The sequence below is a fragment of the Actinopolyspora lacussalsi subsp. righensis genome, from assembly GCF_900116555.1.
Lineage (GTDB): Bacteria > Actinomycetota > Actinomycetes > Mycobacteriales > Pseudonocardiaceae > Actinopolyspora > Actinopolyspora lacussalsi.
Window position 1 is genome coordinate 251,953 of the sequence record NZ_FPAT01000005.1, and the last position, 24,370, is coordinate 276,322.

Consider the following 24,370-nt stretch of genomic DNA (forward strand, 5'->3'; position numbering starts at 1 on the left):
ACCACCGCGCCGATTTCCCCGCAGGGCCCGGTTGATCACCGGGTTGTCGAACTCCTGATTTCGCGACCAGGGTTTTCGTCTTAGGATCGAAAACGTGTCCAATACTAACACGTCGCCGGGGCCCCGGGAGCGCGATACGAGCCACATCACGGGCCACGAGGTACTCGCGGGAGTCGTGCAGGTGCGGCAGGGGTCCCTGAAGGCACTGCTGTGGCAACGCGCCCGTCCACCCCATCCGAACCGTTGGGCACTTCCGGGCGGCAGACTCGGCCCCGACGAAACGGTGGAATCCTCCATCCGCAGACAACTCGCCGAAAAGGTCGACGTGCGCGAGCTCACACACGTGGAGCAGTTGGCGGTGTTCAGTTCCCCCGGAAGAGTCCCGGACAAGCGCATCGTGGCCACCGCGTTCCTCGGGCTGATCCCCTGCGACACGGACCCCGAGCTGCCGAACGACACCGCCTGGCACCCCGTCGAAGCACTACCGGAAACGGCGTTCGACCACGAGGAGATCCTGCTGGCGGGCCGGGAACGCCTGCGCTCCAAACTGTCCTACACCAACATCGGCTTCGCACTGGCTCCGCCGAAATTCACCGTCTCCGAACTGCGTGACCTGTACTCGGCCGCCCTGGGGTACCGGGTATCGGCCACGAACCTGCAACGCGTGCTGTCCCGACGCGGCGCGCTGGAGACGACGGGTGAGACCGTGGCGGCGGGCCCGTCCGGGGGTCGGCCACCGGCGCTGTTCCGGTTCACCTCGCGCGACCTGCAGATCACGGACAGGTTCGCGGTGCTACGCCCACCCGCGTGACCCGGAACGCCGTTGGAGCGGCTCTGCTGGTCAGCGCGGCGAAAGTACAAGTAGGTTGGTGACGTGACTGAAACGCTTCCGTTGTTTCCGCTGGGTAACGTACTGTTGCCGGGCGGTTCGCTACCGCTGCACATCTTCGAGGCACGTTACCGGCAACTCGTGATGGATCTGGTCAACGAAGTCGTACCCGGCCGCAGGTTCGGTGTGGTCGGCATCCGCCAGGGATGGGAGGTCGGCGAGGACAACGTCGACGCGATGTACGAGGTCGGGTGCTCCGCGCACCTCGACGAGGTGCAACAGCTCCCCGAGGGGCGCTACGACATCACCACCACAGGCCGGGACCGCTTTCGACTGTTGCAACTGGACACCGAGGCGGCCCCCTATCTGATGGCCCGCGTGGAGTGGCTGCCGGACAGCACTCCGCGGCAGGACTCCGAACAGCTCAGGGACAGGCTGTCGGCCTCGGCCCGAGCCGCCCAGGAGCGCTACGTGGCGACCGGACTCCGGGTGGAGGGCACCACCAACCCCGACGAGAGCACGGATTTCGCCGAACTGTCCTACGCGCTGGCGGAGAACTGCGTTCTCGCGCCGGACGACCGGCAGGAGCTGCTCGCCGAGACCGACCCGGTGGCACGGATGCGCGAGATCCGCTCGTTGATCAACCGGGAGACCGAGTTCGTGCGGAGGCTGCGCGCCGTTCCAGCCCAGCTGTCCGAATTCGCCGAACACGCGGGAACCAACTGATTTCCGACGCGATCACGCGAGGACCCGACACGCGATGCGCGGTACTCGCTAGGATCACGAACCATGTCGTTACCTGGCGGGTCCAACAGCTGGACGGGACCGGACGGCGGAGCACACCGCTATTACGATCCGCTGACCGGACAACCCGTTCCCGGGGACGGGTCCCACGCCGCCGAGCAACCCCCGTACGGGCACTCGCCACACGGCGCCTCGTTCGCACCGCCGCAGGCGGCGTCGAACCGGTACGGCACGCCGTCATGGGCCCCAACCCAGGGGGAATCGGCGGCTCCGCCCGGGCGGAGCCGCGGCCCGACCATCGCCGTGGTCTCGACCGCGATAGCCAGTGTGGTCATCATCATCACCACACTGGTACTGGTCAAACTCGGTGACGACGACGGAGGGAACGGATCCGTCGCGGCGGGCTCCACGAGCGCCACGGCCGACTCGCGGCAGTCCGTAACCGCGGCGATTCCCGGTTGGCAGTCCGTTCCGGTCCCGGAGACCGGTGTGGCGTACGACGTTCCCGGCGACTGGACCACGCATCCCGGTGCGGTCAACAGGTTGGGAAACTCCTCGACCGGGACGATCACGCTGAGCGGGTACTCGCTGTACATGGAGGGCTTCTGCGACCGGGCACCGCAGTCGTTCCGCGCCCTGATCGGACTGACCTCCTCGAAGCTGACCGACAGCACCCAAGCCGGCGAGGGGACCGTCGAAAAGCTCGGGAACATGCTCTGGACCACCAGCGACGGGGTACGACCACAGCTGAAGCAGCGGGAACCACGGCAGGTGACGCTCGACGGCGGAAAGCTGACAGCCACCTTCGTCAGCGCGGAGATCGTTCCGGCGACCACGGAAACGTGCATCACCGAGTCCGCCTACATCGGGGTGATGGCCCTGCCGTACCAGCAGGGAACCGCGATTCTGGTGGGCATGGCGGACCAGGAGTTCGAGGGCGCCGAGACACCGGACACTATGGAACGCGCACTGCGTTCGCTGCGACTACTACCGGACTGACGCCGCGAGCACTACCGGGCTGACAGGGCGGCCGGCGACGGTTCCGCCCCGGAACACCCCGGCTTCGCCCGAGCACGGACATCGGAAAACGGGCGTGTGTCGTCCCGATCAACCCCGTCGCCTGCCGAGATCGTCCAACCCGTTCCACGAAGCGACGAGCCCGTAGGTCAAGGCGACGGCCAGTGGTTGCCCCAGCAAACCGACCAGCGTGTCCAACCGCGGTGCCACGGCCACCAGATCCCCGGGACGCAAGGTGTCCGGCACCGGGTACATCCCGGCGGCGAACGAGGTGCCGAGCCGCATTCCCAGCCAGGTCGACAGCAACGACCCCAGCACCATCGCCACGAGCAGCACGGGCCCCCTGCGGCCACGCAGCTGCCAGGCGACCGCGGCGACGAGCACTCCACAGGCGGAACTCAGCAGCAGGAAAACCGCCAGCCCGTCGAACCTGTGGTAGCTCTCGACCAGCACCGGAACCAACTCACCCTGTCGTGTCATGGTGCTTTCCCGCGGCGGTGCCAGGCGAGACCAGATCCAACCGAGCGGGAATCCCAGCAAGGTCACCAAGGACAACACGCTCAGTGCGGGCAACAGATCCGCGCCGAACACCACCGCGGGGCGCGGCGGTCGTGTCCGTAGCTGCCACCACGTGGTCGAATCGCGGTCGGTCGTGTACTTCTTCTCCGGCCCTTCGACCGGTTGTTCCGACACCGAGCCTCCTCCGAAAGAAACGGCGAATCGGCCCCGAACAGCCACTGTTCGGGGCCACAAGAGTCCAACTCTTCAGCTGTCGCTATTGTGCGTGACATCCATCATCGAATTCTCAGGACCTGGAGTGGCACCTTGCCGAGTTCCAGCTCGCTCGGAACGGACAACACGAAGCGGAGCCACCCGGACTCGATACCGAGACTTTCCGGCGGTCGAACGGTTCTCGAACTTTCGCTGGGTACGGGAATCGCGGTCGTGCTCAGTCTACTGCTGCAATTCCTCATCGTTCAGCCCGGAATCTCCGAACCCGGTAACGCTCCCGAGGCCCTGGCCGTACTCGGCTCCACCGTACTTCTGCTGCTGCTCCTGGTGCCGCCTGCTCTCGGAAAGCGGATCGGGAACGGCGGGCTGCGCCTCATCGGTGTCTGGACCGCCCTGACCACGCTGACCACGCTGTTGCTGGCCACGCCGCTGCAACGCACCCGGTTCTACTACGGGGGAGCCTCGGTGGACAACGGGTTCCGGTTGCAGTACATGAATCGGATGGCGGAGAACCTGGTTCCCGCGGACATGAACTACGCCGACATAGCCCCCTACTATCCCTGGGGATGGTTCTGGATCGGCGGGCGTTTCGCGAACCTGATCGGGTGGGAGGGCTGGGCCGCCTACAAACCCTACGCGCTGACGTGGCTGGCAGTGGTCGTCGTGCTGGCCTTCACGCTGTGGAGTCTGGTGATACCGCGCGAGCAGGCGCTGCTGGCCGCGCTGGTGACGATGTTGACCGGTATGCGGCACGGCCTGATGGAACCCTACGCTTGGCCCTCCGCCGCCCTGCTGGCTCCGATGGCTGTGCTGACCTGGTACGCCCTGTCCACGCGGGAGCGCGCGCCGCGCGGCGTGTTGTTGGGGGTGGGGATCTTCGTCGGTTTAACGGCGATGACCTACACGTTGAACTTCGGGTTCGCGGTGCTGGTAACCGTGGTAATGGCCGCCGTCATCGGTGCGACACGTGTCGCGCGCGGCGCTCCTGCCGGGCGCACGGCATGGGAACTGTTCCTACGGTTGGTCCCCATCGGAGTGGTCAGCGGCCTGTTGGCTCTGGTGGTGTGGGCTCCGTTCCTGCTCGCGGGCGGACTTTCCGAGAGCAGCGCTGCACAGCACTACTTGCCAGCCGGAAGCGCTTACCTGCCGTTGCCGTTCACCGAGTTCTCCACGTTCGGATTGCTGTGCCTGTGCGGCCTGGTGTGGTTGATACTTCGCGCGACGAACAGTTCGCTGGCGGCGGCGTTGCTGATGGTGACGGTCACCGTTTACGTGTGGTTCGGGCTGTCCACACTCGCACTGGTCGCCGAGACCACGCTGCTCGCGTTCCGCCTCCGCATGATCCTGGAGTGCGTCCTGGTCGTGGCAGGCGTGATCGGACTGGTCGAGCTGCTCCACAGGCTGCGGGGACGAGTTCCCGGAAGGTATCTACCGCGACTGACCGCGCTGTCGGTGGTGCTGGCCGTGACCGGCGCGCTCTCGGTGGCGCAGTACCAACTCAACACCGGATTGGACTCCCGCGTGCGGGAGGCGTACGAGGACTACTACCCCACCGGCCACAACGCATACGGCGCGCGGAACCCGGACGAACCCAACGCATGGTTGGACGAACTCATCTCGACCATATCCGGGATGACCGGGCGAAATCCACAGCGGAACGTCGTGCTGAGCACGAACTACAATCTGAAGTCGTTCGAACCCTACTGGATGTTCCAGCAGGAAACACCGCACTACGCCAATCCGCTGGGTGAGTACGAACAACGCGCCGCGGAGATTGAACGCTGGGCCGACGCCACGGACAGCGCCGAGCTGGCGGAACTGCTGCGCGACAGTCCGTTCCGCGCTCCGGACGTGTTCGTGCTCCGGCATCGTGGAGAGGCCGGAGGTCCGAGCAGCGGCGATGACACGGCCGAGGGTTCGAACCCGCCCGTCGGGAAGCTCTCGCTGACGCTGAAACGCGATGTTTTCCCCGCCCAGCCGAACGTGCTGAACTACCGGGTGCTGTTCGACACGGCACTGTTCCGGGGACCGGAGTTCACCACGCGGGAAATCGGTCCGTACACCGTGGTCGTCGTGCGGTGACGAACCGGGCTACCCGTTCGGGCCGAAGCGGCACGGTCGGCCTTCCGGCCCGAACGGAGCCCGTCCCGCCACCGGAAGCGACGACGGAGCCCGTCCGGTCGTCCGAGCGACCCGACGAACCTGCCGGAAAACTCCGATCAGGAAAGCCGGACGGGCAACTGTTCCAGGCCACGCATCAACGTGCTGGGACGGTAGGACAGCTGTTCCTCCGACAGGGCCAGCTTCATGGCGGGAAAACGCTCGGTGAGCCGCCGCAGCGCGATCTGGCCCTCCAGACGTGCCAACGGGGCTCCGACGCAGAAATGGATACCGTGCCCGAAAGCCAGGTGGCCGTTGGTGGCTCGGTCCTGGTCGAACCGATCCGGCGTGTCGAACTTCTCCGAGTCCCGGTTGGCCGATCCCAGTGCGACCAGCACCAGCTCTTCCGCTGGGATCTCCACATCTCCGACCATCACCGGTTCCGTGGTGTACCGAAAGGTCGCCAGATTCACGGGACCGTCGAACCGCAACGTCTCCTCGACCACCGACGCGGCCCGTTCCGGTTCGTCGCGCAGCAGCCGATACTGCTCCGGGTCACGGAGCAATGCCAGTACCCCGTTGCCGATGAGGTTGACCGTGGTCTCGTGTCCGGCGACCAGCAGCAGGAACACCATGGCGATCAGCTCCTCGCCACTGAGCCGATCCGCGTCATCACTGGCTTCGATCAGCGCCGTGAGCAGGTCGTCCATCGGGTTCCGACGTTTCTCCGCGACCAGTTCGAACAGGTACTCCGCCATGGCGGCGGCGGCCCGCTCCGCGGCCTGTGGATCCTGTCCGGAAACCACGGTGTTGGACCACTCGCGAAACTCGTCCCTGCGGTCCTCGGGGATTCCCAACAGTTCGCAGATCACGCGGATAGGCAGGGGGAAGGCGAACTCGTCCAGCAGGTCGATACCGGCGTCACCGGCGTGCTCCGTCGCCGCCATCTCGTCGAGCAGCTCGCCGGTTATCTGCTCTATCCTCGGGCGCAACGCCTCGACACGACGGGCGGTGAACGCCTTGACCACCAGCTTGCGCAGTCGCGTGTGATCGGGCGGATCCATGTTGAGCATGTGGGCCTGGACGGATTCCGAGATGTCGGCCCGCTGGGCGCCCCGCTCGACCTCGCGCTCCGTTATCCGCCCAATACCACGGTAGTCCTTGCTGAGCCTGGGGTCGGTCAGCGCGGCTTTGGCATCGGCGTAGCGGGTCACCAGCCATACCGGCAGCCCGGTCACGGTGACCACTCTCCTGGTGGGGTCGGATTCCCGCATCCACGCGTAATGCACGTGGGGATCCTGCAGGAACTCGTCGTCGAGCACCGATACGGAGTCATGTGGACACTGCTGGGACGAAGTCATGACAGCCCTTCGCGGTAGACACCGGTCCGCCCACAGTTAACACCGTTAATAGCGAAGCTGTCACTACGATCAGCGGATTGTCCGAACCATTTTCACCAGCACGAAGTAATCAACCCGGTGGAATCGCACGGGCGAGCTCGCCCGAATCGGACGATCCGGCTTTCCCGCACGAAACGAGGACCACGAGGACTTTCGCGCCCCGACGGGGCCGCCCAATCAGGTCAGGGACTCGAAACAACCGGCTCCCAACATCCCCTCGAGCTCACCCTGCAAGCCGTGGTCGGTGTTGACGAAGAACTCACTGGAAAGAGCGAGTCTGGGCTCGCCGCGACTGCCCTGCGACTTGACCTGCACCGGCACCTCACCGGAGTGGGCACGCAGCGTGCGCTTGAGCTCGTCGACCATGCTCCGGTCCACCTCGGACGCGTTGAGCCGCAGCACGAACGGAGGACTGCTGCCGGGGCCGGTCTCGGCAGCCGAGATGTCCACCGGTACGGCGTCCGGGGAGAGCACCCGGACCTGCATCCGACGGCACTCCGAGAGGTAGACCGCCATCTTGTCCTTTCGTCACCGTTGGCGGTCAGCAGCACCGCCATGTACTCGGCCGGGTAGTTCGCCTTCAGATAGGCGGTCCAGTAGGCCACCAGGGCGTAACCGGCGAACGGCAGTACCGTGGGACGCAGCCGCTTGAGCAGCTCGCGCATCCCACCACCTTCGAACTTGAGCAGCCCGATGGCCTCACAGCTGGGATAGTCCCAGCCCGTGATGATGGAACCGTCGTCACGCATCCACGGCGGAACCGTGCCCATCAGCGGCTGCGAGGACAGGATCACCGCGCAGGCGTGCACTCCCGCGTTGCGGATCAGCCCCCTCCAGGCCACGGGCGGTGGAGAAGATCCGCGAGACGGACTGGAGACCGGTTTCTTGTGGTATCGGCTCTGCGGTGCGACGTAGGCCTCGATACCGATGATCGGTTTGATGCCCGCATTCTTGGCCTGCTGGTGGAACTCGTCGGCACCGTACATATCGCCGTGGTCGGTCATCGCGACCGCGGGTATCCCGAGGCGTTTCGCCCCGGAGAAAAGGGCCCCATCTTCGCCGCGCCGTCCAACATCGAGCACTCGGTGTACACGTGCAGATGAACGAACGAATCGGTAGGTACGGCGGTTTTCCCTCCCGTGAAGCAACACGGCGCAATTCAATACCGTGACCAACGACGATGTTTCGCATGGTCGATCCGGAGTCCGGTTCGGTCGACGTCCTTCGCGTTACGACGAAAGGTGGACCGGTACCGAGCCTCCAACCCTAGTCCAGTCCGTTCGGTCGACACCGGACCGTCCCCGGCCTGTTCGCGAGCGGCCCACGGGAGCGCGGAAATCCCGGGGAATCGGTCCAACGGCCCCCGGGAGGGAATCGACACCACGAAACACGACGCTCACCGGAGCGGGTAGCGTGACAAGACGTGGCTGCACCAGATCCCGTGGACGTCCGTCTGCTCAGCGCCGTCGCCGAGACGGGTCGCGCCGCGGTTCACGAACTCGCCGCCTACCTGAACATGGACGTGCGTGAGGTGGCCGCGAGGCTGGCCACGCTGTCCACCACCGGCTTGCCGCTGGTGGTCGGTGTGGAGTGCGACCCGAACGGGATCCGCAACGCGCTCGCGTCCGTCGGAGTCCAGCCGCAGAGCCAACCCGGCGGTGGTTACCAGACACCCCCCTCCGGAGCGGGCGCACCACCGCCTCCGCAGCACTCGGGACCGCACAGCGGGGGCTACGCGGTCCACGGCGGCATGAGCGGCCCTCAGCAACCGCACGGTCCGTATCCGCCGATGGCTCCGCAGCCACCGCCCTCACCCGGTCAGGGACCACCACCGCCGCAACAACAGCCGCCGCAGGGACCACAGCAGCCCTACCCCACGACACCGGCACAACAACCACCCGCGGCCCCCAACACGTGGGGGCCTCCCGGCTCCGCGGCGTGGTCCCGGAGCGAGCAGGGCGCCGCGGGTGGTCCGACACCGCGACCACCCGCCGTCCCCAGAGCGGGCAAGGTCGGCAGCAAGCTGGACACGGTCGGCCCCAACGGTGAACCGGTCGAGGTACTGCTGGTCGAGGTGGTCGATCCCGCCGACTTCCTGTTCAGCGCCGCTGGGCACACCCTGGAGGAGGGGCAGCGGGCGATCGTGGTGCACATCGAGCTGACCAACCGCGGCACCACCGTGTTCGACTCACCACCGGACCAGCACCTGCTGCTGGTGGCCCGGGACGGTTCGACCGTGTCCAAGTCCTCGGTGGCGCTCTCCTCCCGTCCACCGCACAGCTCCGGCGTCTCGCCCGGGGAAACGGGTGGCGGGCACAGCGTGTTCGTGTTGCCGGAGGAAACCGAACTGCGCAGCGTCGAGTGGTCACCGCACGCTGATCCGGGACCGCACTCGCTGGTCTGGGACATCAGCGACCTCTGAGCGGCGGATGACGAACCTTCCGCACCGGCTCGGGACCACCGACGGTGCGGCGTGGCCCCTGGAGCGGCTCAGTGGTCCTGTTCCCGCAGTTGCTCCAACGCTTCACTCAGATCCGCCGGGTAATCGCTGTCGAAAGTCACCCGATCGCCGTAACCGGGGTGTTCGAAGGACAGCGAGTACGCGTGCAACCACTGTCTGGTGAGGCCGAGCCGCCGTGCGAGCGTCGGATCGGCGCCGTAGGTCAGATCACCGACGCAGGGATGGCGCACTGCCGAGAAGTGCACCCTTATCTGGTGGGTGCGACCGGTCTCGAGCTTCACGTCCACCAGCGAGGCCGCCCGGAACGCCTCCACCGTCTCGTAGTGGGTGACGCTGGGCTTACCGTCGGTGACCACGGCGAACTTGTGATCGACCCTGGGGTGGCGATCTATGGGCGCGTCGATCGTGCCTCGGCTCGGATCGGGGTGCCCCTGCACCAGAGCGTGGTAGTGCTTGTCCACCGTGCGCTCCTTGAACGCACGCTTCAACGCGGAGTAGGCACGTTCCGACTTCGCCAGCACCATGACTCCCGTGGTGCCCGCGTCGAGGCGGTGTACCACTCCCTGCCGTTCCGAGGGGCCGGAGACGGCGAGATTGACCCCCGCCGCGGCCAGCCCGCCGAGCACGGTCGGCCCCTCCCAGCCGGGGCTGGGGTGAACCGCCACACCTATGGGCTTGTTGACCACCACGATGTCGTCGTCCTCGTGCACGATCGTCAGCCCCTCCACGGGAACCGCGACGATCTCGGGAGGCGTTTCCTCGCCGGGAAGCCGCACCTCGAGCCACGAACCGGCCAGCAGCCGGTCCGACTTACCGGCGGGCGCCCCGTCCAACTCGACGTCTCCGGACGTGGTCAGCGCCACGACGGTGTTGCGCGACACACCCAGCAGCTTGGCCAGCCCGGAGTCCACCCGCATACCGTCGAGCCCGTCGGGCACGGGCAGTGTGCGCAACTCGCTCACGAGCTTCCCTCATCGTCGTCACGTCGCTGTTCCTCGGCCGAGCCCGGCGAAGCCCTACCCCGTTCGGTAGAGCGATCGTCCGCGGCCTCGCCTCGCTCGCCCTCGGCAGGGTGATCACCGCTGTCGCCGGTGGTGGTCCGTTCCGCCCCCCGCCGATGCACGGTTCCGTCGTAGTCGTAGCCCAGCAGTGCCAGCAGTACGATCAGCACTCCACCACACACGATGCCGGAGTCGGCCAGGTTGAACACCGGCCAGACGCTTCCGTCCGGGGCGAACACGGACAGGAAGTCGATCACGTGACCGCGCAGCGGCGCGGGCTCCCGGAATATCCGGTCGACGAGATTGCCGCAGGCACCTCCCAGCACCAGGCCGATACCCACCGCCCAACCGGTGGAACGGAGCTTCGGGGCGAACCAGACTATGGCGCCGATCACCACGATCGCCAGCAGCGCCAGCAGCCAGGTCAGACCGGTGCCGATGTTGAACGCGGCTCCCGGATTGCGGAAGAGCACCAAGTACAGGGCCCCGCCGAACAGCTTGACCGGCTCTCGGTCCTCCAGCTCGGCCACCGCCAATGACTTGGTGATCGCGTCCGCCCCGATCAGGACCACGGCGATCCCGAACAGCAGCACCAACAATCGGGGGCGCGGCGGACCACGACGTTCGGTGGTCGAGCCGGGCGCCGAACGTGCGGAACCGGAGGGGTCGGTCGTGTGGTGCTCATCGCTCACTCCCCCATTGTCCCTGACCGGACGGGACGGGGTGCAGCCAGGCCGGGACAGCGGTGTGCTTTGGTACCCGACCGCGAAGCGATGGTTCGCGGCGAACACCACGCTGCGAAAACCGCGGCTGTGCGCTAGTCATGCCCTTGGAACACGGGACCAACTGAGGATGTTGCCCGAGCGGACACCCCGGTTCGCGTCGCGGATCGGGACATCGGATCGGAGCGCGGATGAGCGACAAGGCGAACATCGGGGTCACGGGCCTGGCCGTCATGGGCAGGAACCTGGCCCGCAATCTCGCCCGCAACGGGCAGCGGGTGGCCGTGCACAACCGTCACCGGGAACGCACCGACGAGTTGATCAGCCGGTTCGGGGACGAGGGAAATTTCCTGGCCACCGGATCGCTGCGGGAACTCGTCGACACGTTGGAACGCCCCCGTCGCCTGGTGATCATGGTCAAGGCCGGCGCCCCCACCGACGCGGTGATCGACGAGCTCGTGCCGATGCTGGACTCGGGAGACGTCCTCGTCGACGCCGGGAACGCCAACTTCACCGACACCCGACGTCGGGAAGCGGCACTGATCGACCGGGGAGTGCACTTCGTCGGGGCAGGCGTGTCCGGTGGTGAGGAGGGGGCGCTGCACGGCCCCAGCATCATGCCGGGAGGCTCGACCGACGCCTACCGTGAGCTGGAACCCATCCTGCGCTCGATCGCCGCCAACGTGGACGGCACACCGTGCGTCACCCACGTGGGGGCGGACGGTGCGGGTCACTTCGTCAAAATGGTGCACAACGGCATCGAGTACGCCGACATGCAGCTCATCGCGGAGACCTACGACCTGTTGCGCAAGGTTCTGGGGCGGGAACCCGCCGAGATCGCCGAAACGTTCCGCCGGTTCAACACCGGCCGGTTGAACTCCTACCTGATCGAGATCACCGCCGAGGTGCTCGGTCACGTGGACAGCCGCACCTCCCGGCCGTTCGTCGACGTGGTGCTGGACCAGGCCGAGCAGAAGGGCACCGGCCGCTGGACCGTACAGAACGCCCTGGAACTGGCCAGCCCGGTGACCGGGATCGCCGAAGCGGTGTTCGCGCGCTCGATCTCCGGACAGCCGCGGCTACGAGCGGACGCGGCCGGGCTCCCCGGCCCCTCGGCGGAACCCGTGGTCGACGATCCCGAGCGATTCGTCGCCGACGTGGAACGCGCCCTGTACGCCTCCAAGATCATCGCTTACGCCCAGGGCTTCGACCAGATCCGGGCGGGCAGCGAGACCTACGAGTGGAACATCGACCTCGGCGCCATCGCCACGATCTGGCGGGGCGGCTGCATCATCAGGGCGGAATTCCTGGACCGCATCCGAGCGGCCTACGACCAGACCTCCGGACCGGCCGGTCTGCTCGCCGACGACGACTTCCGCGAGGCGCTCGGCGAGGCCCAGGACTCGTGGCGCCGTGTGGTCGCCACCGCCACGGCGGCCGGAGTGCCGGTCCCCGGGATCTCGACGGCGTTGGCCTACTACGACACCGTTCGGGCCCAGCGGTTGCCCGCCGCGCTGATCCAGGGGCAGCGGGACTACTTCGGAGCGCACACCTACCGTCGGACCGATCGCGAGGGGGTTTTCCACACCGAGTGGTCGGCCGATCGCTCCGAGCACGAGGCCTGATCGGCGAATCCCGCCGAGTCGCCGAGTGGCGGGGCCTTCGGAAAGGTCCCGCCACTGGGCTCCGCACGATCGGAACGGCGCGTTCGGTCAGGACTTGACCACCGAAACCGCGATCTCGGTGTCGGCGTCGCCGACAGTGCCGACCAGCGCCCCGTCACCCGCCGTCTCGACGGACTCGATCTCGTCGGCCAACGTCTCACCGGCGACGAACGAGCGGTGTTCCGCCACGGCCGCACGGACCGGCTCAGGGGCGGCGATCGTTGCCACGATCCGGTCCGAGACGACCAACCCGGCCTCACGCCTGGCCTGCTGCACCACCCTGACGACGTCCCGGGCCAATCCCTCGGTGGCGAGCTGGGTCGTCACCTCGGTGTCCAGCACCACCAGTCCGTCACCGCTCGGCAGCGCGGTGGCCGCACCGGGGTCGGTCGAGACCAGGTGTTCGGAGAACTCCTCCGGGTGCAGTTCGATCCCGGCAGCCAGCACACCGCCCTGCGAAGTACGGGTCCACTCACCGGATTTGACCGCTTTGATCGCCTTCTGCACATCGCCACCGAGTCGCGGTCCCGCCACCCGGGCGTTGACCGAGACCTCGAAGTGGCCGTGCGCGGCTACATCGGAGGTCAGCTCGACGTTCTTGACGTTGACCTCGTCCCGCACGAGCTCGACGAACGGGAGCAGTGACTCCGACCGCGGCAGCGCCACGACCAACCGACGCAACGGCAACCGGACACGAAGTTTGTTCGACTTGCGCAACCCGAGCGCGGCCGAGCACACCTGCCGAACGCTGTCCATGGCGGATACCAGCTCGGTGTCGGCGGGAAGTTCCTCGGGTTCCGGCCAGTCCGCCAGGTGAACCGAACGCCCGCCGGTCAGTCCGCGCCAGACCGCCTCGGCGGTCAACGGCAACAGCGGTGCGACCACTCGGCAGGTGATCTCGAGAACGGTGTGCAACGTGTCGATGGCGTCCCGGTCGCCCGCCCAGAAACGGTCACGCGACCGCCGGACGTACCAGTTGGTCAGCACCTCCAGGAAGTCCCGGACCTCCGCGCAGGCGCCGGAGAGGTCGAACGCGTCCATCGCCTCCCGGGTGTTGTCGACGAGCTCGTGCGTCTTGGCGAGCACGTAGCGGTCGAGCACGTGCCCGCTGTCGGTGCGCCAGGTCCCCTCGACGTTCTCCGCGTTGGCGTAGAGCGCGAGGAAGTACCAGGAGTTCCACAGCGGCAGCACCGCCTGCCGGACCGCGTCCCGGATCCCCTTCTCGGTGACGACGAGATCCCCGCCACGCAGGATCGGGCTGGACATCAGGAACCAGCGCATCGCGTCGGACCCGTCACGCTCGAAGACCTCGCGCACGTCCGGGTAGTTGCGCTTGGACTTGGACATCTTGAGCCCGTCGTGACCGAGCACGATCCCGTGCGCGAGCACGTGTGCGAACGCGGGCCTGTCGAACAGCGCGGTGGCGAGCACGTGCAGGGTGTAGAACCAGCCGCGGGTCTGCCCGCTGTACTCCACGATGAAGTCGCCCGGGTAGTGGTGCTCGAACCACTCGGCGTTCTCGAACGGATAGTGCACCTGCGCGAAGGGCATGGCCCCCGACTCGAACCAGCAGTCCAGCACGTCCGGAACCCGACGCATGGTGGCCCCGCCGGTGGGGTCGTCCGGGTTCGGACGGGTCAGCAGGTCGATGTTCGGACGGTGGAGATCGGTGGGACGCACACCGAAGTCGGCCTCCAGCTCGTCGAGCGAGCCGTACACGTCCGTACGGGGGTACTCCGGGTCGTCGGAGACCCATACCGGGATCGGGGAGCCCCAGTAGCGATTGCGGGAGATGTTCCAGTCCCGCGCGTTCTCCAGCCACTTGCCGAACTGGCCGTCCCTGATGTGCTCGGGCACCCAGTCGATCCGCTGGTTGAGCTCCACCATCCGGTCGCGGAACCGGGTGACCTCGACGAACCAGGAGGACACCGCACGCTGGATCAGCGCGTTGTCACAGCGCCAGCAGTGCGGATAGGGGTGGTCGTAGGTCTCGTGACGCAGCAACGATCCCGCGGCTTTGAGATCCCTGATGATCGCCTTGTTCGCCTCGAAGACCTGCTGCCCCTCGTAGGGCGCGACCTCCGAGGTGAACCTGCCGTGCTCGTCGACCGGCACCACGGGCTCGATCCCGGCCGCATCGGTGACCGCCTTGTCCTCCTCACCGAAGGCGGGGGCGATGTGCACCAGCCCGGTGCCGTCGTCGGTGGTGACGTAGTCGGCGGCCAGGACGCGGTGCGCGTTCTGCCTGCCCGTAAAGAAATCGAACGGCGGCTCGTACCGGGTACCCAGCAGCTCACTACCGCTGAATCGGGCGACGACGTGCTCGGCGGCGTCCTCGCCGAGCTCCCTGGTGTAGGCATCCAACCGGTCGGCGGCCAGGACGTAGGAGTGCTCGCCGTCGGCGGGCCGCACCAGCACGTACTCGATCTCGGGATGCACCGCCGCGGCGAGGTTGGAGGGCAGCGTCCAGGGGGTGGTGGTCCAAACCAGGGCCAGCGCACCGTCGAAGACGGCCCCCGGCGCGTCCAGCCGCATCCCGACGGTGACCGCGGGGTCCTGCCGCTGCCGGTAGACGTCGTCCATGCGCGTCTCGGTGTTGGACAGCGGGGTCTCGCAGCGCCAGCAGTACCAGAGCACCCGGAAACCGCTGTAGACCAACCCCTTGTCCCAGAGGGTCCTGAAGGCCCACATGACGCTTTCCATGTAGTCGAGATCCAGCGTCTTGTAGTCGTTGGAGAAGTCCACCCAACGCGCCTGCCGAGTGACGTAGTCCTGCCATTCGTCGGTGTAGTTCAGCACCGAGCTACGGCAGGCCTCGTTGAACTCGGCGACACCCATCGACTCGATCTCGGACTTGGCGCTGATGCCGAGCTGCTTCTCGGCCTCGACCTCGGCGGGCAGACCGTGGCAGTCCCAACCGAACCTGCGCTCGACACGGTAGCCGCGCATGGTCTTGTACCGCGGCACCACGTCCTTGGCATACCCGGTGAGCAGGTGCCCGTAGTGCGGCAGACCGTTCGCGAACGGCGGTCCGTCGTAGAACACGAACTCGTTCGAACCGTTGTGCCCCGATCCACGGTTGGCGACGCTGGCGCGGAAGGTGTCGTCCCGTGTCCAGAAGTCCAGAACCTCGTGCTCGATCGTGGGAAAGGACGGCTGCGCGGCCACCGCGTCGGTGGAGCGCGCGGCTTCGGAACTCTCGGAACTCGCGCCGTTGAACGGTACCTTCGGATAAGCCATCGCGGATGCGCTCCTCGCGAGTGTGTCGTGTGGTTACGCCGCACGAGCATCGGACGGTGATGCCCGGGCAGGGACGACACTGCGAGCTCGCTGCGGGACAACGCACGCTCGCGTACCGCGGTACCACCCCGCTTGCCACGTGGCCGGGAGACGGCACGTGACCTCTCGTTCACGGCTGTTACGGGCCTGCCCGTCCGGTTCTACTGAGAAACGAACACCACGTGCTCGCATCCGTTCTTCCGGAGGCTCCCCGGTGATGGCCGGATCAACGCCGTTGGGTCCAGCATAGCGGTCGCATGCCAGTCGATCATCGCAGGGCGCGATGCGCGCCCGCTTACCGGTTTTCGGAAGCGTTTCGACGGGCCACCGGAGCGCCGGCACGCGACTGCCTCCCGAGCACGGTGCGGGCCACGACGTGCCACCGGCTTCAGGCGCTCGACCGTTCCAGTCGGGCCACCGATGTGTCGGGGCAGCAGACCGCACAGGGGGTGAAGCCGAGCTCACGCGCCTCCCCCGCGGGCAGCGGCATGGTGGCTCGTTCACCGACCCACGAGCAGGTGTCGAGATGGTAGCGAGGTCGCTCGTCGATCACGAGCACCTCGGCGTCCGACTCGCACACCAACAGCACGTCAGCGGCGTCGGTTCGCTGCTCGGACGGCTCGGTGTCCGGATCCGGCTCGACGTCTTCCGTGGGCGGAACAACCGCGTCGTCCCCGGCCGTCGTGCCGATCCCGTCCGGGAGGGCTTCGGATTCGGCTACCGGATCGGATGCGGCACCGTCCGCGACGGCGTGTGCCGAGTGCCGGGGAACGGAGGCGCCCCGTTTCCTGTCACGGGCACGGGACCAGAACAGCAGGACGGCGGCCACCGCGCACAGCAGTACCGAGAGCCAGGCCCACTGGGCCGAGCCCGCGGCCACCGCGAACACCAGGACACCCGCGGCCACCAGGAGGAGAAGCAGCACTGTCAACAGCACGAGCACTCACGCTTTCAGCTGGATCCGAGGACCGTACGTCCCGGATCAACGAGCCGGGTGACACGTCGAAACGCGCCACCCGCTCCGAAGACCTCAGCCCGCTTCCGCGGCACGTGCCCCGAAGTTGTAGCTGCCACTCTGCTGCCCCGAGGAGTTCGACCTGCTGTTGTTGGAGTTCTCCGCCGGAGCGGCCGAACCGCGATCCTGCAGTTCACGTAGCTGCGATTCCAGGTAGGTCTGCAGCCGGGAGCGGTATTCCCGCTCGAAGGTGCGTAGTGTTTCGATCTTCTTCTCGAGCGCGTTCTTCTCCTGCGTGATGTTGCCCATCACTTCGGCGTGCTTGTGCTGCGCGTCCCGCTCCAGGCCCGCGGCCTTCTCACGCGCCTGACGTTCCAGGGTCTCGGCTCGGCTGCGCGCGTCGTTGAGCATCGTTTCGGCTCGGCTGCGCGCGTCGTTGACCATGCTGTCGGCCTTGGTCCGTGCGTCCGAGAGCAACTGTTCGGACTTGGTACGCGCCTCGGAGAGCATCCCGTCGGACTCGGTCTTTGCCTCACCGGTCAGCCGGTCGGCCATCTCCTGCGCCAGGCCGAGCACCTTGGCGGCCTGCACGTGCTGGTCGCCGCCCGGCGAGGTCTGCTCGGAAGCGGCTGTGGGCGGGGGGACGGGTTGCAGTCTGCGGGGCTCCTCGGAAGCGGCCGCGGAGCTCGACGGACCAGCGGCGGCGCCCGAATCGGCCGGGGCGGGCTGACTCCGCGCCTCGTCGAGATCGGACTGGGCCGACTGCAGCTGGGACTCCAGCTGCTCGACCTGGTTCCGCAAGTCCCCGTTCTCCTCCACGAGCCGCGCGAGCTCGGCTTCGACGAGATCGAGGAAGGCATCCACCTCGTCCTCGTTGTAACCCCGTTTTCCGATGGGAGGTTTGCTGAACGCCACGTTATGGACGTCGGCGGGGGTCAAACCCACAAGATCACCTCACGCACTCCTCGGCTGCGAGTCACCGGGTTCCCCGTTACCCGGGTTGAACCAGTCGCATCAAGATGTACACGACCAGCAGCAGCACCATAATGGACAAGTCCAGCCCGACGTTGCCGATTCGGACCGTCGGGATCACCCGACGCAGCAAGCGTACGGGTGGATCGGTCACTGTGTAGATGGTCTCCAGTGCGATCGCAACCCCGCCACCGGGTCTCCAGTCGCGGGCGAACGCACGAACGAGCTCCACCACGATACGCGCTATGAGCAGCAGCCAGAAAAAGAACAGCAGATAGTAAAGAACGATCAGGGCCGGTTCCACAACTCAACTCTGCCACCACTCACCCGTAATTGAAAAAGGCCCCCTCGGCGAGGCGGCGTTTGTCCTCGGCCGCCACGTCGACGTTGGGGGGTGAGAGCAGGAACACACGGCTGGTCACCTTCTCGATGGAACCACGCATCGCGAAGGCCAGACCAGCGGCGAAGTCCACCAGCCGCTTGGCGTCGGCCTCGTCCATCTCGGTCAGGTTCATGATCACCGGTGTGCCGTCGCGGTACTGCTCCCCGATGGTCCGCGCCTCACTGTAACTGCGCGGATGCAAGGTTGTGATCTTGCTCAAACTGTAGTGGCTACCCGTGTCGGTCACCGCGCGCAACCGTGGAGTCTGTTCCAGGTTGGGATCCACCGCCAACGAACCGCGCACCGGACTCTCGGCTCCCCACTGCCTCCGAGTACGCGTGACGCGGGAGCGTGGCTCACTGTCATGGTCGTCCTCTTGATCATCGTCCTGGCCGCCACCGCGTGTGCCGAGGTGTCGGCGCGAAGCGAGCGTCCTGTCCTCCGACGAGTCGTACTCGTCGTAGTCCGGAGCGTATCCGTCGGGCGCTTCGTCGTACTCGTCGACTTCTTCGGCCGGGACCATGCCGAAGTACGCCTTAAGCTTGTGTAGCTTACTCATCGGCAAGCCCCTTCCTCCGCGAAAAGTACAGCGACGGCAGGCCTTCGATCCGCTTGGCGGGTCACGGCGAGACTAACGGGCGCCCCCCGAGCAACGCCGTTCCGACACGCACTCGGGTCGAACCGTGGGCTATCGCACTCTCCAGATCACCACTCATTCCTGCCGACACCTCCCGAGCTTCGGAGAAGTCCCGCCGAAGCCGCTCGGAAATTCCCGAAAGGGTGGCAAACGCCACATCCGGATCCTCGTTCAGCGGGGCGACAGCCATAACACCGCAGAGTCGAATCTCACACATTCGTGTAATCATCTCCGCCAGCTCAGGGACCTCTTCCGGTGCACAACCACCCCGATCCGCACGCTGCTCCAGGTTGACCTGAAGCAGTGCGTCCAACGGCTCGGAACGCTCACCCGATTCGAGAGCACCGCCCACGGCCCGTTGCAACGCCTCCACCAGACGACGGCTGTCCACCGACTCCACCACGTCGGCCCAACGCACCACCGATCGCGCCTTGTTGCGTTGCAGCTGACCGACCATATGCCAACGCACGCGGGAGCGCGGGCGCAACCGGTGGAACTCGCGGACCTTCGGCGCGGCCTCCTGGTCCCGGTTCTCGGCGAGATCGGTCACACCGAGGTCGGCCAACAGCGCCGCGTCCGAGGCCGGAAACGTCTTGGTCACCGCGGACAACCCGACTTCCCCGGAGGATCTTCCCGCGTTCACGCAGGCCCGCTCGATGCGTTCCCTGACCTTGGCCAGCGACTCGGCTATCCCGGCTTTGCGGGCGTGTTCGGCCATCTCGTCGCTCACTGCTGCTCCTCCGGCTCGGACCAGACCACCGCGGCGATCCTTCCCGTGCTTCCCGAATCACGCCGGTGACTGAACAGTTCCGGGCTCTCCAGCGTGCAGCGCGGGTCCTGTCCGACCCGCGCGATGCCGGCGGCGGCGAGCTGCTCCCACAGGCCGGCTCGCAGGTCCAGTGCGGGAGTGCCGCCACGCGTCTTCGTGGCGCTGCCGGGCAACTGCCGTTCCACCTCGTCACGCATCTCGGCGGGGACCTCGTAGCACCCACCGCACGCGGCGGGGCCGAGCAGTGCCTCGACACGATCGATCCGTGCTCCGGCCTCGACCATCCGTCGCAGCGCGCTGACGAGCACACCGACACGTGCTCCCACGCGCCCGGCGTGCACCGCGGCAACGACACCGCTGATCGGATCACCGAGCAGAACGGGTACGCAGTCGGCCGTCAGCACGACCAGCGGCAGCCGCGGAACGGCGGTGATCAACGCGTCGGCTCCCTCCACGGGTTCCGCGCGTGGACCGTCCACCACGGCCGCGGTTCTGCCGTGGATCTGTTCCATCCAGACGAAACGTTGTTCGGCTATCCCGATGCCGGCGGCGAGCTTTCCCCGGTTCGCGGCCAGGTGCTCCGGATCGTCGCCGACACGTCCCCCCAGGTTGAACGAGTCGAACGGCGGTTTCGAATAACCACCTTCACGAGTCGTGACAACACGACGGATCCGCACGATGCGCCCTCCCGCGAGTGCTTGCGAACATGCCACGGCGCGTCCGGTTCGACGACACCGACACCGTGCATTGTCCCGCACTCCCCGAACGGGCGAACGGGTCGTGTCACCTACGCATGAACGGCGGAATATCCACCTCGTCGTCGTTGTCGTCGTCGTTCTGGTTCCTGGAGCGTCCCAGCAACGAACCGCCGAACCCGCTCCCGGAGCCCGGATAGCCACCAGCGGGCCTGGCAGGCACAGTGCCGGACTGCTGCTCACCACCGATGGTCGAGCCGTCCGTACCGACAGCGCCGCCGATTCCCTGCTGTGGCTGACGCTGTTCCCCGGTTTCGTGGTTCGGAGTCCTCCCCTGCTCGGGGGAGATCGCCTCCTGGGACGAGCCCGCGGCCGGGGGGGTCGTGCTCTCCGCCTCGGTCTGTTGGGACGACGGCTCGTGGTGCCTGATCGGTGTGGTGCCGGTGTTCCCCTCGGGCTGACCGGTCGAGTGGGGCGCCGATGCGGTGGGCGCGCTCTCGGGGGCGGCCGGAGCCTCACGGTTGGCGGGCTCGGCCTGTCCCTCGACCACCTGGCCCGCTGTCACAGGTGCCTCCGGATCGCCCTCCTCGGTGGAACCGACCTTGTCGGGGTCCAGTTTCTTGTGCGTCGGTGCCCCGGCGTCGAAACCGGCCGCGATCACGGTGACCCGCACCTCGTCGCCCAGTGAATCGTCGATGACCGTACCGAAGATGATGTTGGCCTCGGGATGGGCGGACTCCTGCACCAACGAAGCCGATTCGTTGATCTCGAACAGTCCGAGATCCGAACCACCCGCTATGGCGAGCAGCACACCGTGCGCGCCTTCCATGCTGGCTTCCAGCAACGGTGAGTTGATCGCCTTCTGCGCCGCCTCCACCGCTCTGCCCTCACCCCGTGCGGAGCCGATACCCATCAGGGCACTCCCCGCCCCGGACATGACGCTCTTGACGTCGGCGAAGTCGAGGTTGATCAGCCCCGGTGTGGTGATCAGGTCGGTGATCCCCTGCACACCGGAGAGCAGCACCTCGTCCGCCGAGCGGAAGGCGTCCATCAGGCTCACGCCGATGTCGCCGAGCTGCAACAACCGATCGTTCGGAATGACGATCAGGGTGTCGCACTCGTCACGCAGATCCTTTATGCCCTGCTCGGCCTGGTTGGCTCTGCGCTTGCCCTCGAACGAGAAGGGACGGGTGACGACACCGATGGTCAACGCCCCCAACTTGCGGGCCACCGAGGCGATCACCGGAGCACCACCGGTACCGGTGCCACCTCCCTCGCCCGCGGTGACGAAGACCATGTCGGCGCCCTTGAGCACCTCCTCGATCTCGTCCTTGTGGTCATCGGCGGCCTGGTAACCGACATCGGGAGCGGCTCCCGCTCCCAAACCGCGCGTCAGCTCACGGCCGATGTCGAGCTTGACGTCGGCATCCGACATCAGGAGGGCCTGCGCGTCGGTGTTCACCGCGATGAACTCGACACCCTTGAGCCCGACCTCGATCATCCGATTCACGGCGTTTACACCGCCGCCACCGATGCCGACGACTTTAATCACCGCTAGGTAGTTGTGCGGGGGCGTCATCGTCATCCGCCTTCCTGGTCGTGGCTGAAGCGCTCGCTGTGGGTGGACCGTGACAGGTCTCGGTCGTGGACGCCGTCCGGCGTCCGGTGTGGTGTGTGACTACGTGGCCGACTCGTCGTCAACCCGCAGTGATCGGACGTTATGCACCGTGGACGGCAAGAGTCCAGCAGCCACGCCGATTACCGCCGCACGTGTGTCATCGACTCACCGGCCGTGACCACGGACGCCCGCACGACGCCCGGAAAGCTCCGCGCCCCACACCACGAAACCTCGAGTACACCCGACCCGTCGGCTTGTCACGATCACGGTCCACACCGTACCGCGAACGAATCCGCGAGTCGTGGTGTCCATGACGGCTGATCCGGGACTCACACGGACCTTCGGACGGTGGACCTCGTCAACGATATTGTGTGCGGCCGGGTGAGGAAAAGCGGGGCGGGCCAACAGGGTCGAATGCTCGCACGACCGCCGATCCGCACCGAGCGCGAAGCAACGCGGAACCGAGGCACCCGACGAGAGGCGTGGAACGAGTGTCCGTCGAACGAGTGGCCACGGTGGAGTCGCCCCGCGGCGAGGTCGTATTGCTGCGGCGCGCTGACGGCACGCTCGAACTACGGGTCAACGGGGTGTTCGTGATGGACACCGCCCACACCGAGAGCGAGCGCCTGCTGGCGCGAACGGCGCTGGAGTCGTTGCCCCTCTCGGGAACCGAGGAGTCCCGGCACGGAGCGCGAGTGCTGATCGGCGGACTCGGGCTCGGGTACACCCTGCACGAGGTACTGGCCGACCCGCTCGTGCGCGAGGTCACCGTCGCGGAACTGGAACCAGCGGTCATAGACTGGTACCGGAGCGGCCTGGTTCCCGAGCTGGCCGACGATCGTTCGGATGAGCGGATACACCTGTGCGCCTCGGACGTCACCGCGGTCCTGGCCGAACGCACGAGTGGTTCCCTGGAACTGATACTGCTCGATGTGGACAACGGCCCCGGTTATCTCGTGCACGACGCCAACGAGACGGTGTACGAACAGGACTTCCTGGCCGACTGCCACAGCGGACTCGCGGTGGGCGGCGTGGTGGCGATCTGGTCCGCGGCGCACTCCGAGGAGCTGGAAACGACCATGCGGGAAGTCTTCGGCACGGTACGGCGGCACCCGATTCCGGTCACCCTGGGCTCGCTGCGCACGGAGTACCACCTCTACCTGGGGACCCGCTGAAACCTCCGATACGAACGGGACGAGCCCGGCGGCCTCACCACTGGCGCCTCGGAAGGCGCGCCGCGCGAAACGCTGCACCCGCCGGGAACGAAAGCCACACCGGAAAATCCGGGCCAGGACCGGATACGGCGGGCTACCGAATCACCGAACGCGCCGGATCTCGGTTCAAGAAACGGTGGGCAGCTCCGGACTGGTCACGTCGTATACCTCACCGGGTCGGCCGAGCAGCACGGGCAGAATCGCCGCCTTTCGTTCGGACTCACCCGTGCCGCCCCATTCGACGGCACGTCCCCGCGTCAGTGACATACGCACCCGCGGGGCTCCCGCCCCGGTCTCGACACTTACGGCTCTCACCTGGTCCAGCGTCTTTCCGTCCAGCGCGGTCACGGCGGTCACAGCCGCCATCCGCACTCGCTTCGTCCGCTGTTCCGGGCCGAGCCGGAGCTCGGGCAGATCGCTCGGGCGCTCGGTGACCGTGGCGAAACCGACCCCCTCGTCATCGACCAGCCGGAACCCCTCCGAGGCCCCGGTGTACATCACCGGTCGCCGTTCCTCGACGCCGATGACCACCGTGGCGGGCAGTGACAACCGGACGGTGGTCGAATCGATCCGGGAGATACCGTTCACGCGCCGCAGCACCCCGGAACGGTCCACCCGAACCATCGGAGTACCGTGCTCGATCGCCGCCACCTGCCGCACCCTGGACGAGTCGAGCACCCGGGTTCCCTCGATCCGCACGGAACGCACACCCAGCACCGGCGTGAAAAAGACCACCACCACACCGATGGTCAGCAGGGCGAGCGACCCCAGCGTCACCCATCCCCGAACTCCCACACCGGAGGACTCGGTACCGGATCCACTGCCTCGCCGATCTCTCGAGGTGGCGCGACCGCGCTGACGCGTCCGTGTCGTTCCGGAATCCGCCATGACGACCCCACGATCTCCGTCCGGTGGTGCTTTTCGTTCGGAATCCATAGCAGAACTCGCTCGCGTGCTCGGGGAGCGGCCCGCACACGTCGGTCGATCGGGCGAGATGAGATGCCGGGGATCCGGTGGAACGCTGTTGAATCGGTTCTCTCGTGCTCTCGCTGGACGGAGCCTCTCGCGGGCTCCCGGCGGCAGGCTGTTCCCGTTCCGGGGGACGCACCTCCCATGAACGTGCGAACCGCCGGTCCCCGGGCCCGTTCGACCCGGGGACCGGGTGTGCCGGTCGGCGGC

20 protein-coding genes and 2 pseudogenes are annotated in these 24,370 nt (G+C 67.0%); 7 read left to right on the forward strand and 15 right to left on the reverse strand.

Translation table 11 applies throughout. From position 1 onward, the window contains the following. The first annotated feature begins 145 nt into the window (after nucleotides 1-145). From BM394_RS11525 to BM394_RS11535, 3 genes are all read left to right on the forward strand, one after another. A complete protein-coding gene (locus BM394_RS11525) occupies nucleotides 146-811 on the forward strand; it encodes an NUDIX domain-containing protein (RefSeq protein WP_092977846.1) in 666 nt (221 codons plus the stop codon). Between the two features lie 63 nt (nucleotides 812-874). Next, nucleotides 875-1,555: an LON peptidase substrate-binding domain-containing protein gene (locus BM394_RS11530; RefSeq protein ID WP_165400587.1), complete on the forward strand. Its 681-nt coding sequence runs from the start codon at nucleotides 875-877 to the stop codon at nucleotides 1,553-1,555. A 63-nt stretch (nucleotides 1,556-1,618) separates the two neighbouring features. Beyond that, nucleotides 1,619-2,572, forward strand: a complete 954-nt coding sequence (locus BM394_RS11535) for a DUF8017 domain-containing protein (RefSeq protein WP_139235204.1) — start codon at nucleotides 1,619-1,621, stop codon at nucleotides 2,570-2,572. 108 nt (nucleotides 2,573-2,680) lie between these two features. On the opposite strand, the gene BM394_RS11540 is transcribed toward BM394_RS11535, so the two are convergent. Then, a complete protein-coding gene (locus BM394_RS11540; RefSeq protein WP_217643452.1) occupies nucleotides 2,681-3,283 on the reverse strand; it encodes a DUF2567 domain-containing protein in 603 nt (200 codons plus the stop codon). A gap of 252 nt (nucleotides 3,284-3,535) precedes the next feature. On the opposite strand from BM394_RS11540, the gene BM394_RS11545 reads away from it, so the two are divergent. Beyond that, a complete protein-coding gene (locus BM394_RS11545) occupies nucleotides 3,536-5,404 on the forward strand; it encodes an arabinofuranosyltransferase (RefSeq protein ID WP_245780120.1) in 1,869 nt (622 codons plus the stop codon). Nucleotides 5,405-5,541: 137 nt separating this feature from the next. Here BM394_RS11545 and BM394_RS11550 read toward each other — a convergent pair whose 3' ends face one another. The 3 genes and pseudogenes from BM394_RS11550 to BM394_RS23700 all read right to left on the reverse strand — a co-directional run. Then, nucleotides 5,542-6,783, reverse strand: coding sequence for a cytochrome P450 family protein (locus tag BM394_RS11550; protein ID WP_092977581.1), 1,242 nt, complete (start codon nucleotides 6,781-6,783; stop codon nucleotides 5,542-5,544). A 216-nt stretch (nucleotides 6,784-6,999) separates the two neighbouring features. Continuing rightward, nucleotides 7,000-7,692: pseudogene (locus BM394_RS23695) on the reverse strand (hypothetical protein); the annotation flags it as partial. Nucleotides 7,693-7,697: 5 nt separating this feature from the next. Beyond that, nucleotides 7,698-7,897: pseudogene (locus BM394_RS23700) on the reverse strand (PHP domain-containing protein); the annotation flags it as partial. A 348-nt stretch (nucleotides 7,898-8,245) separates the two neighbouring features. Between BM394_RS23700 and BM394_RS11565 the strand changes: the two are divergent. Beyond that, complete coding sequence (locus tag BM394_RS11565; protein WP_092977583.1) at nucleotides 8,246-9,244, forward strand: AsnC family protein; 999 nt, start codon at nucleotides 8,246-8,248, stop codon at nucleotides 9,242-9,244. Nucleotides 9,245-9,312: 68 nt separating this feature from the next. On the opposite strand, the gene BM394_RS11570 is transcribed toward BM394_RS11565, so the two are convergent. Next, nucleotides 9,313-10,245 carry an RluA family pseudouridine synthase gene (locus BM394_RS11570; protein ID WP_175530063.1) on the reverse strand — a complete coding sequence of 311 codons (933 nt, stop codon included), beginning with the start codon at nucleotides 10,243-10,245 and terminating at the stop codon, nucleotides 9,313-9,315. Next, nucleotides 10,242-10,976: a signal peptidase II gene (gene lspA, locus BM394_RS11575; RefSeq protein ID WP_175530064.1), complete on the reverse strand. Its 735-nt coding sequence runs from the start codon at nucleotides 10,974-10,976 to the stop codon at nucleotides 10,242-10,244. Before lspA ends, BM394_RS11570 begins: the two co-directional genes overlap by 4 nt. 221 nt (nucleotides 10,977-11,197) lie before the next feature. Here lspA and gndA point away from each other — a divergent pair, with 221 nt between their 5' ends. Next, complete coding sequence (gndA, locus tag BM394_RS11580; protein WP_092977587.1) at nucleotides 11,198-12,631, forward strand: NADP-dependent phosphogluconate dehydrogenase; 1,434 nt, start codon at nucleotides 11,198-11,200, stop codon at nucleotides 12,629-12,631. A gap of 87 nt (nucleotides 12,632-12,718) precedes the next feature. Here the strand turns inward: gndA and ileS are convergent, their stop codons facing one another. The 8 genes from ileS to ftsZ form a co-directional block, all read right to left on the reverse strand. After that, nucleotides 12,719-15,910, reverse strand: a complete 3,192-nt coding sequence (gene ileS, locus BM394_RS11585) for an isoleucine--tRNA ligase (RefSeq protein WP_092977589.1) — start codon at nucleotides 15,908-15,910, stop codon at nucleotides 12,719-12,721. Between the two features lie 427 nt (nucleotides 15,911-16,337). After that, nucleotides 16,338-16,886: a hypothetical protein gene (locus BM394_RS11590; protein ID WP_092977854.1), complete on the reverse strand. Its 549-nt coding sequence runs from the start codon at nucleotides 16,884-16,886 to the stop codon at nucleotides 16,338-16,340. Nucleotides 16,887-16,979: 93 nt separating this feature from the next. Then, nucleotides 16,980-17,849 (reverse strand): DivIVA-like cell division protein Wag31, encoded by an 870-nt coding sequence (gene wag31 / locus BM394_RS11595; RefSeq protein ID WP_092977591.1) that lies wholly within the window; start codon nucleotides 17,847-17,849, stop codon nucleotides 16,980-16,982. A gap of 46 nt (nucleotides 17,850-17,895) precedes the next feature. Then, complete coding sequence (locus BM394_RS11600; RefSeq protein WP_175496697.1) at nucleotides 17,896-18,180, reverse strand: YggT family protein; 285 nt, start codon at nucleotides 18,178-18,180, stop codon at nucleotides 17,896-17,898. A gap of 19 nt (nucleotides 18,181-18,199) precedes the next feature. Then, on the reverse strand, nucleotides 18,200-18,817 hold the full coding sequence (locus BM394_RS11605) for a cell division protein SepF (protein WP_092977593.1): 618 nt from the start codon (nucleotides 18,815-18,817) through the stop codon (nucleotides 18,200-18,202). A gap of 61 nt (nucleotides 18,818-18,878) precedes the next feature. Continuing rightward, entirely contained in the window at nucleotides 18,879-19,613 is a 735-nt protein-coding gene (locus tag BM394_RS11610; protein WP_092977856.1) for a YggS family pyridoxal phosphate-dependent enzyme, read from the reverse strand. Nucleotides 19,614-19,621: 8 nt separating this feature from the next. Further along, nucleotides 19,622-20,341, reverse strand: coding sequence for a peptidoglycan editing factor PgeF (gene pgeF, locus BM394_RS11615; protein ID WP_092977595.1), 720 nt, complete (start codon nucleotides 20,339-20,341; stop codon nucleotides 19,622-19,624). 106 nt (nucleotides 20,342-20,447) lie between these two features. After that, nucleotides 20,448-21,938 carry a cell division protein FtsZ gene (gene ftsZ / locus BM394_RS11620; RefSeq protein WP_092977858.1) on the reverse strand — a complete coding sequence of 497 codons (1,491 nt, stop codon included), beginning with the start codon at nucleotides 21,936-21,938 and terminating at the stop codon, nucleotides 20,448-20,450. Between the two features lie 530 nt (nucleotides 21,939-22,468). Between ftsZ and BM394_RS11625 the strand changes: the two genes are divergently transcribed. Then, nucleotides 22,469-23,152, forward strand: coding sequence for a spermidine synthase (locus tag BM394_RS11625; RefSeq protein ID WP_092977860.1), 684 nt, complete (start codon nucleotides 22,469-22,471; stop codon nucleotides 23,150-23,152). Nucleotides 23,153-23,317: 165 nt separating this feature from the next. Here the strand turns inward: BM394_RS11625 and BM394_RS11630 are convergent, their stop codons facing one another. After that, nucleotides 23,318-23,968 (reverse strand): cell division protein FtsQ/DivIB, encoded by a 651-nt coding sequence (locus BM394_RS11630; RefSeq protein WP_175530065.1) that lies wholly within the window; start codon nucleotides 23,966-23,968, stop codon nucleotides 23,318-23,320. Nucleotides 23,969-24,370: the final 402 nt, after the last annotated feature.

Bases quoted from the DNA above. Each gene is read 5' to 3' on its own strand.
- gndA (WP_092977587.1), top strand. From the start codon at position 11,198: ATGAGCGACAAGGCGAACATCGGGGTCACGGGCCTGGCCGTCATGGGC.
- BM394_RS11550 (WP_092977581.1), bottom strand. From the start codon at position 6,783: ATGACTTCGTCCCAGCAGTGTCCACATGACTCCGTATCGGTGCTCGAC.
- ileS (WP_092977589.1), bottom strand. From the start codon at position 15,910: ATGGCTTATCCGAAGGTACCGTTCAACGGCGCGAGTTCCGAGAGTTCC.
- BM394_RS11605 (WP_092977593.1), bottom strand. From the start codon at position 18,817: ATGAGTAAGCTACACAAGCTTAAGGCGTACTTCGGCATGGTCCCGGCC.
- ftsZ (WP_092977858.1), bottom strand. From the start codon at position 21,938: ATGACGCCCCCGCACAACTACCTAGCGGTGATTAAAGTCGTCGGCATC.
- BM394_RS11610 (WP_092977856.1), bottom strand. From the start codon at position 19,613: ATGGCCGAACACGCCCGCAAAGCCGGGATAGCCGAGTCGCTGGCCAAG.
- BM394_RS11535 (WP_139235204.1), top strand. From the start codon at position 1,619: ATGTCGTTACCTGGCGGGTCCAACAGCTGGACGGGACCGGACGGCGGA.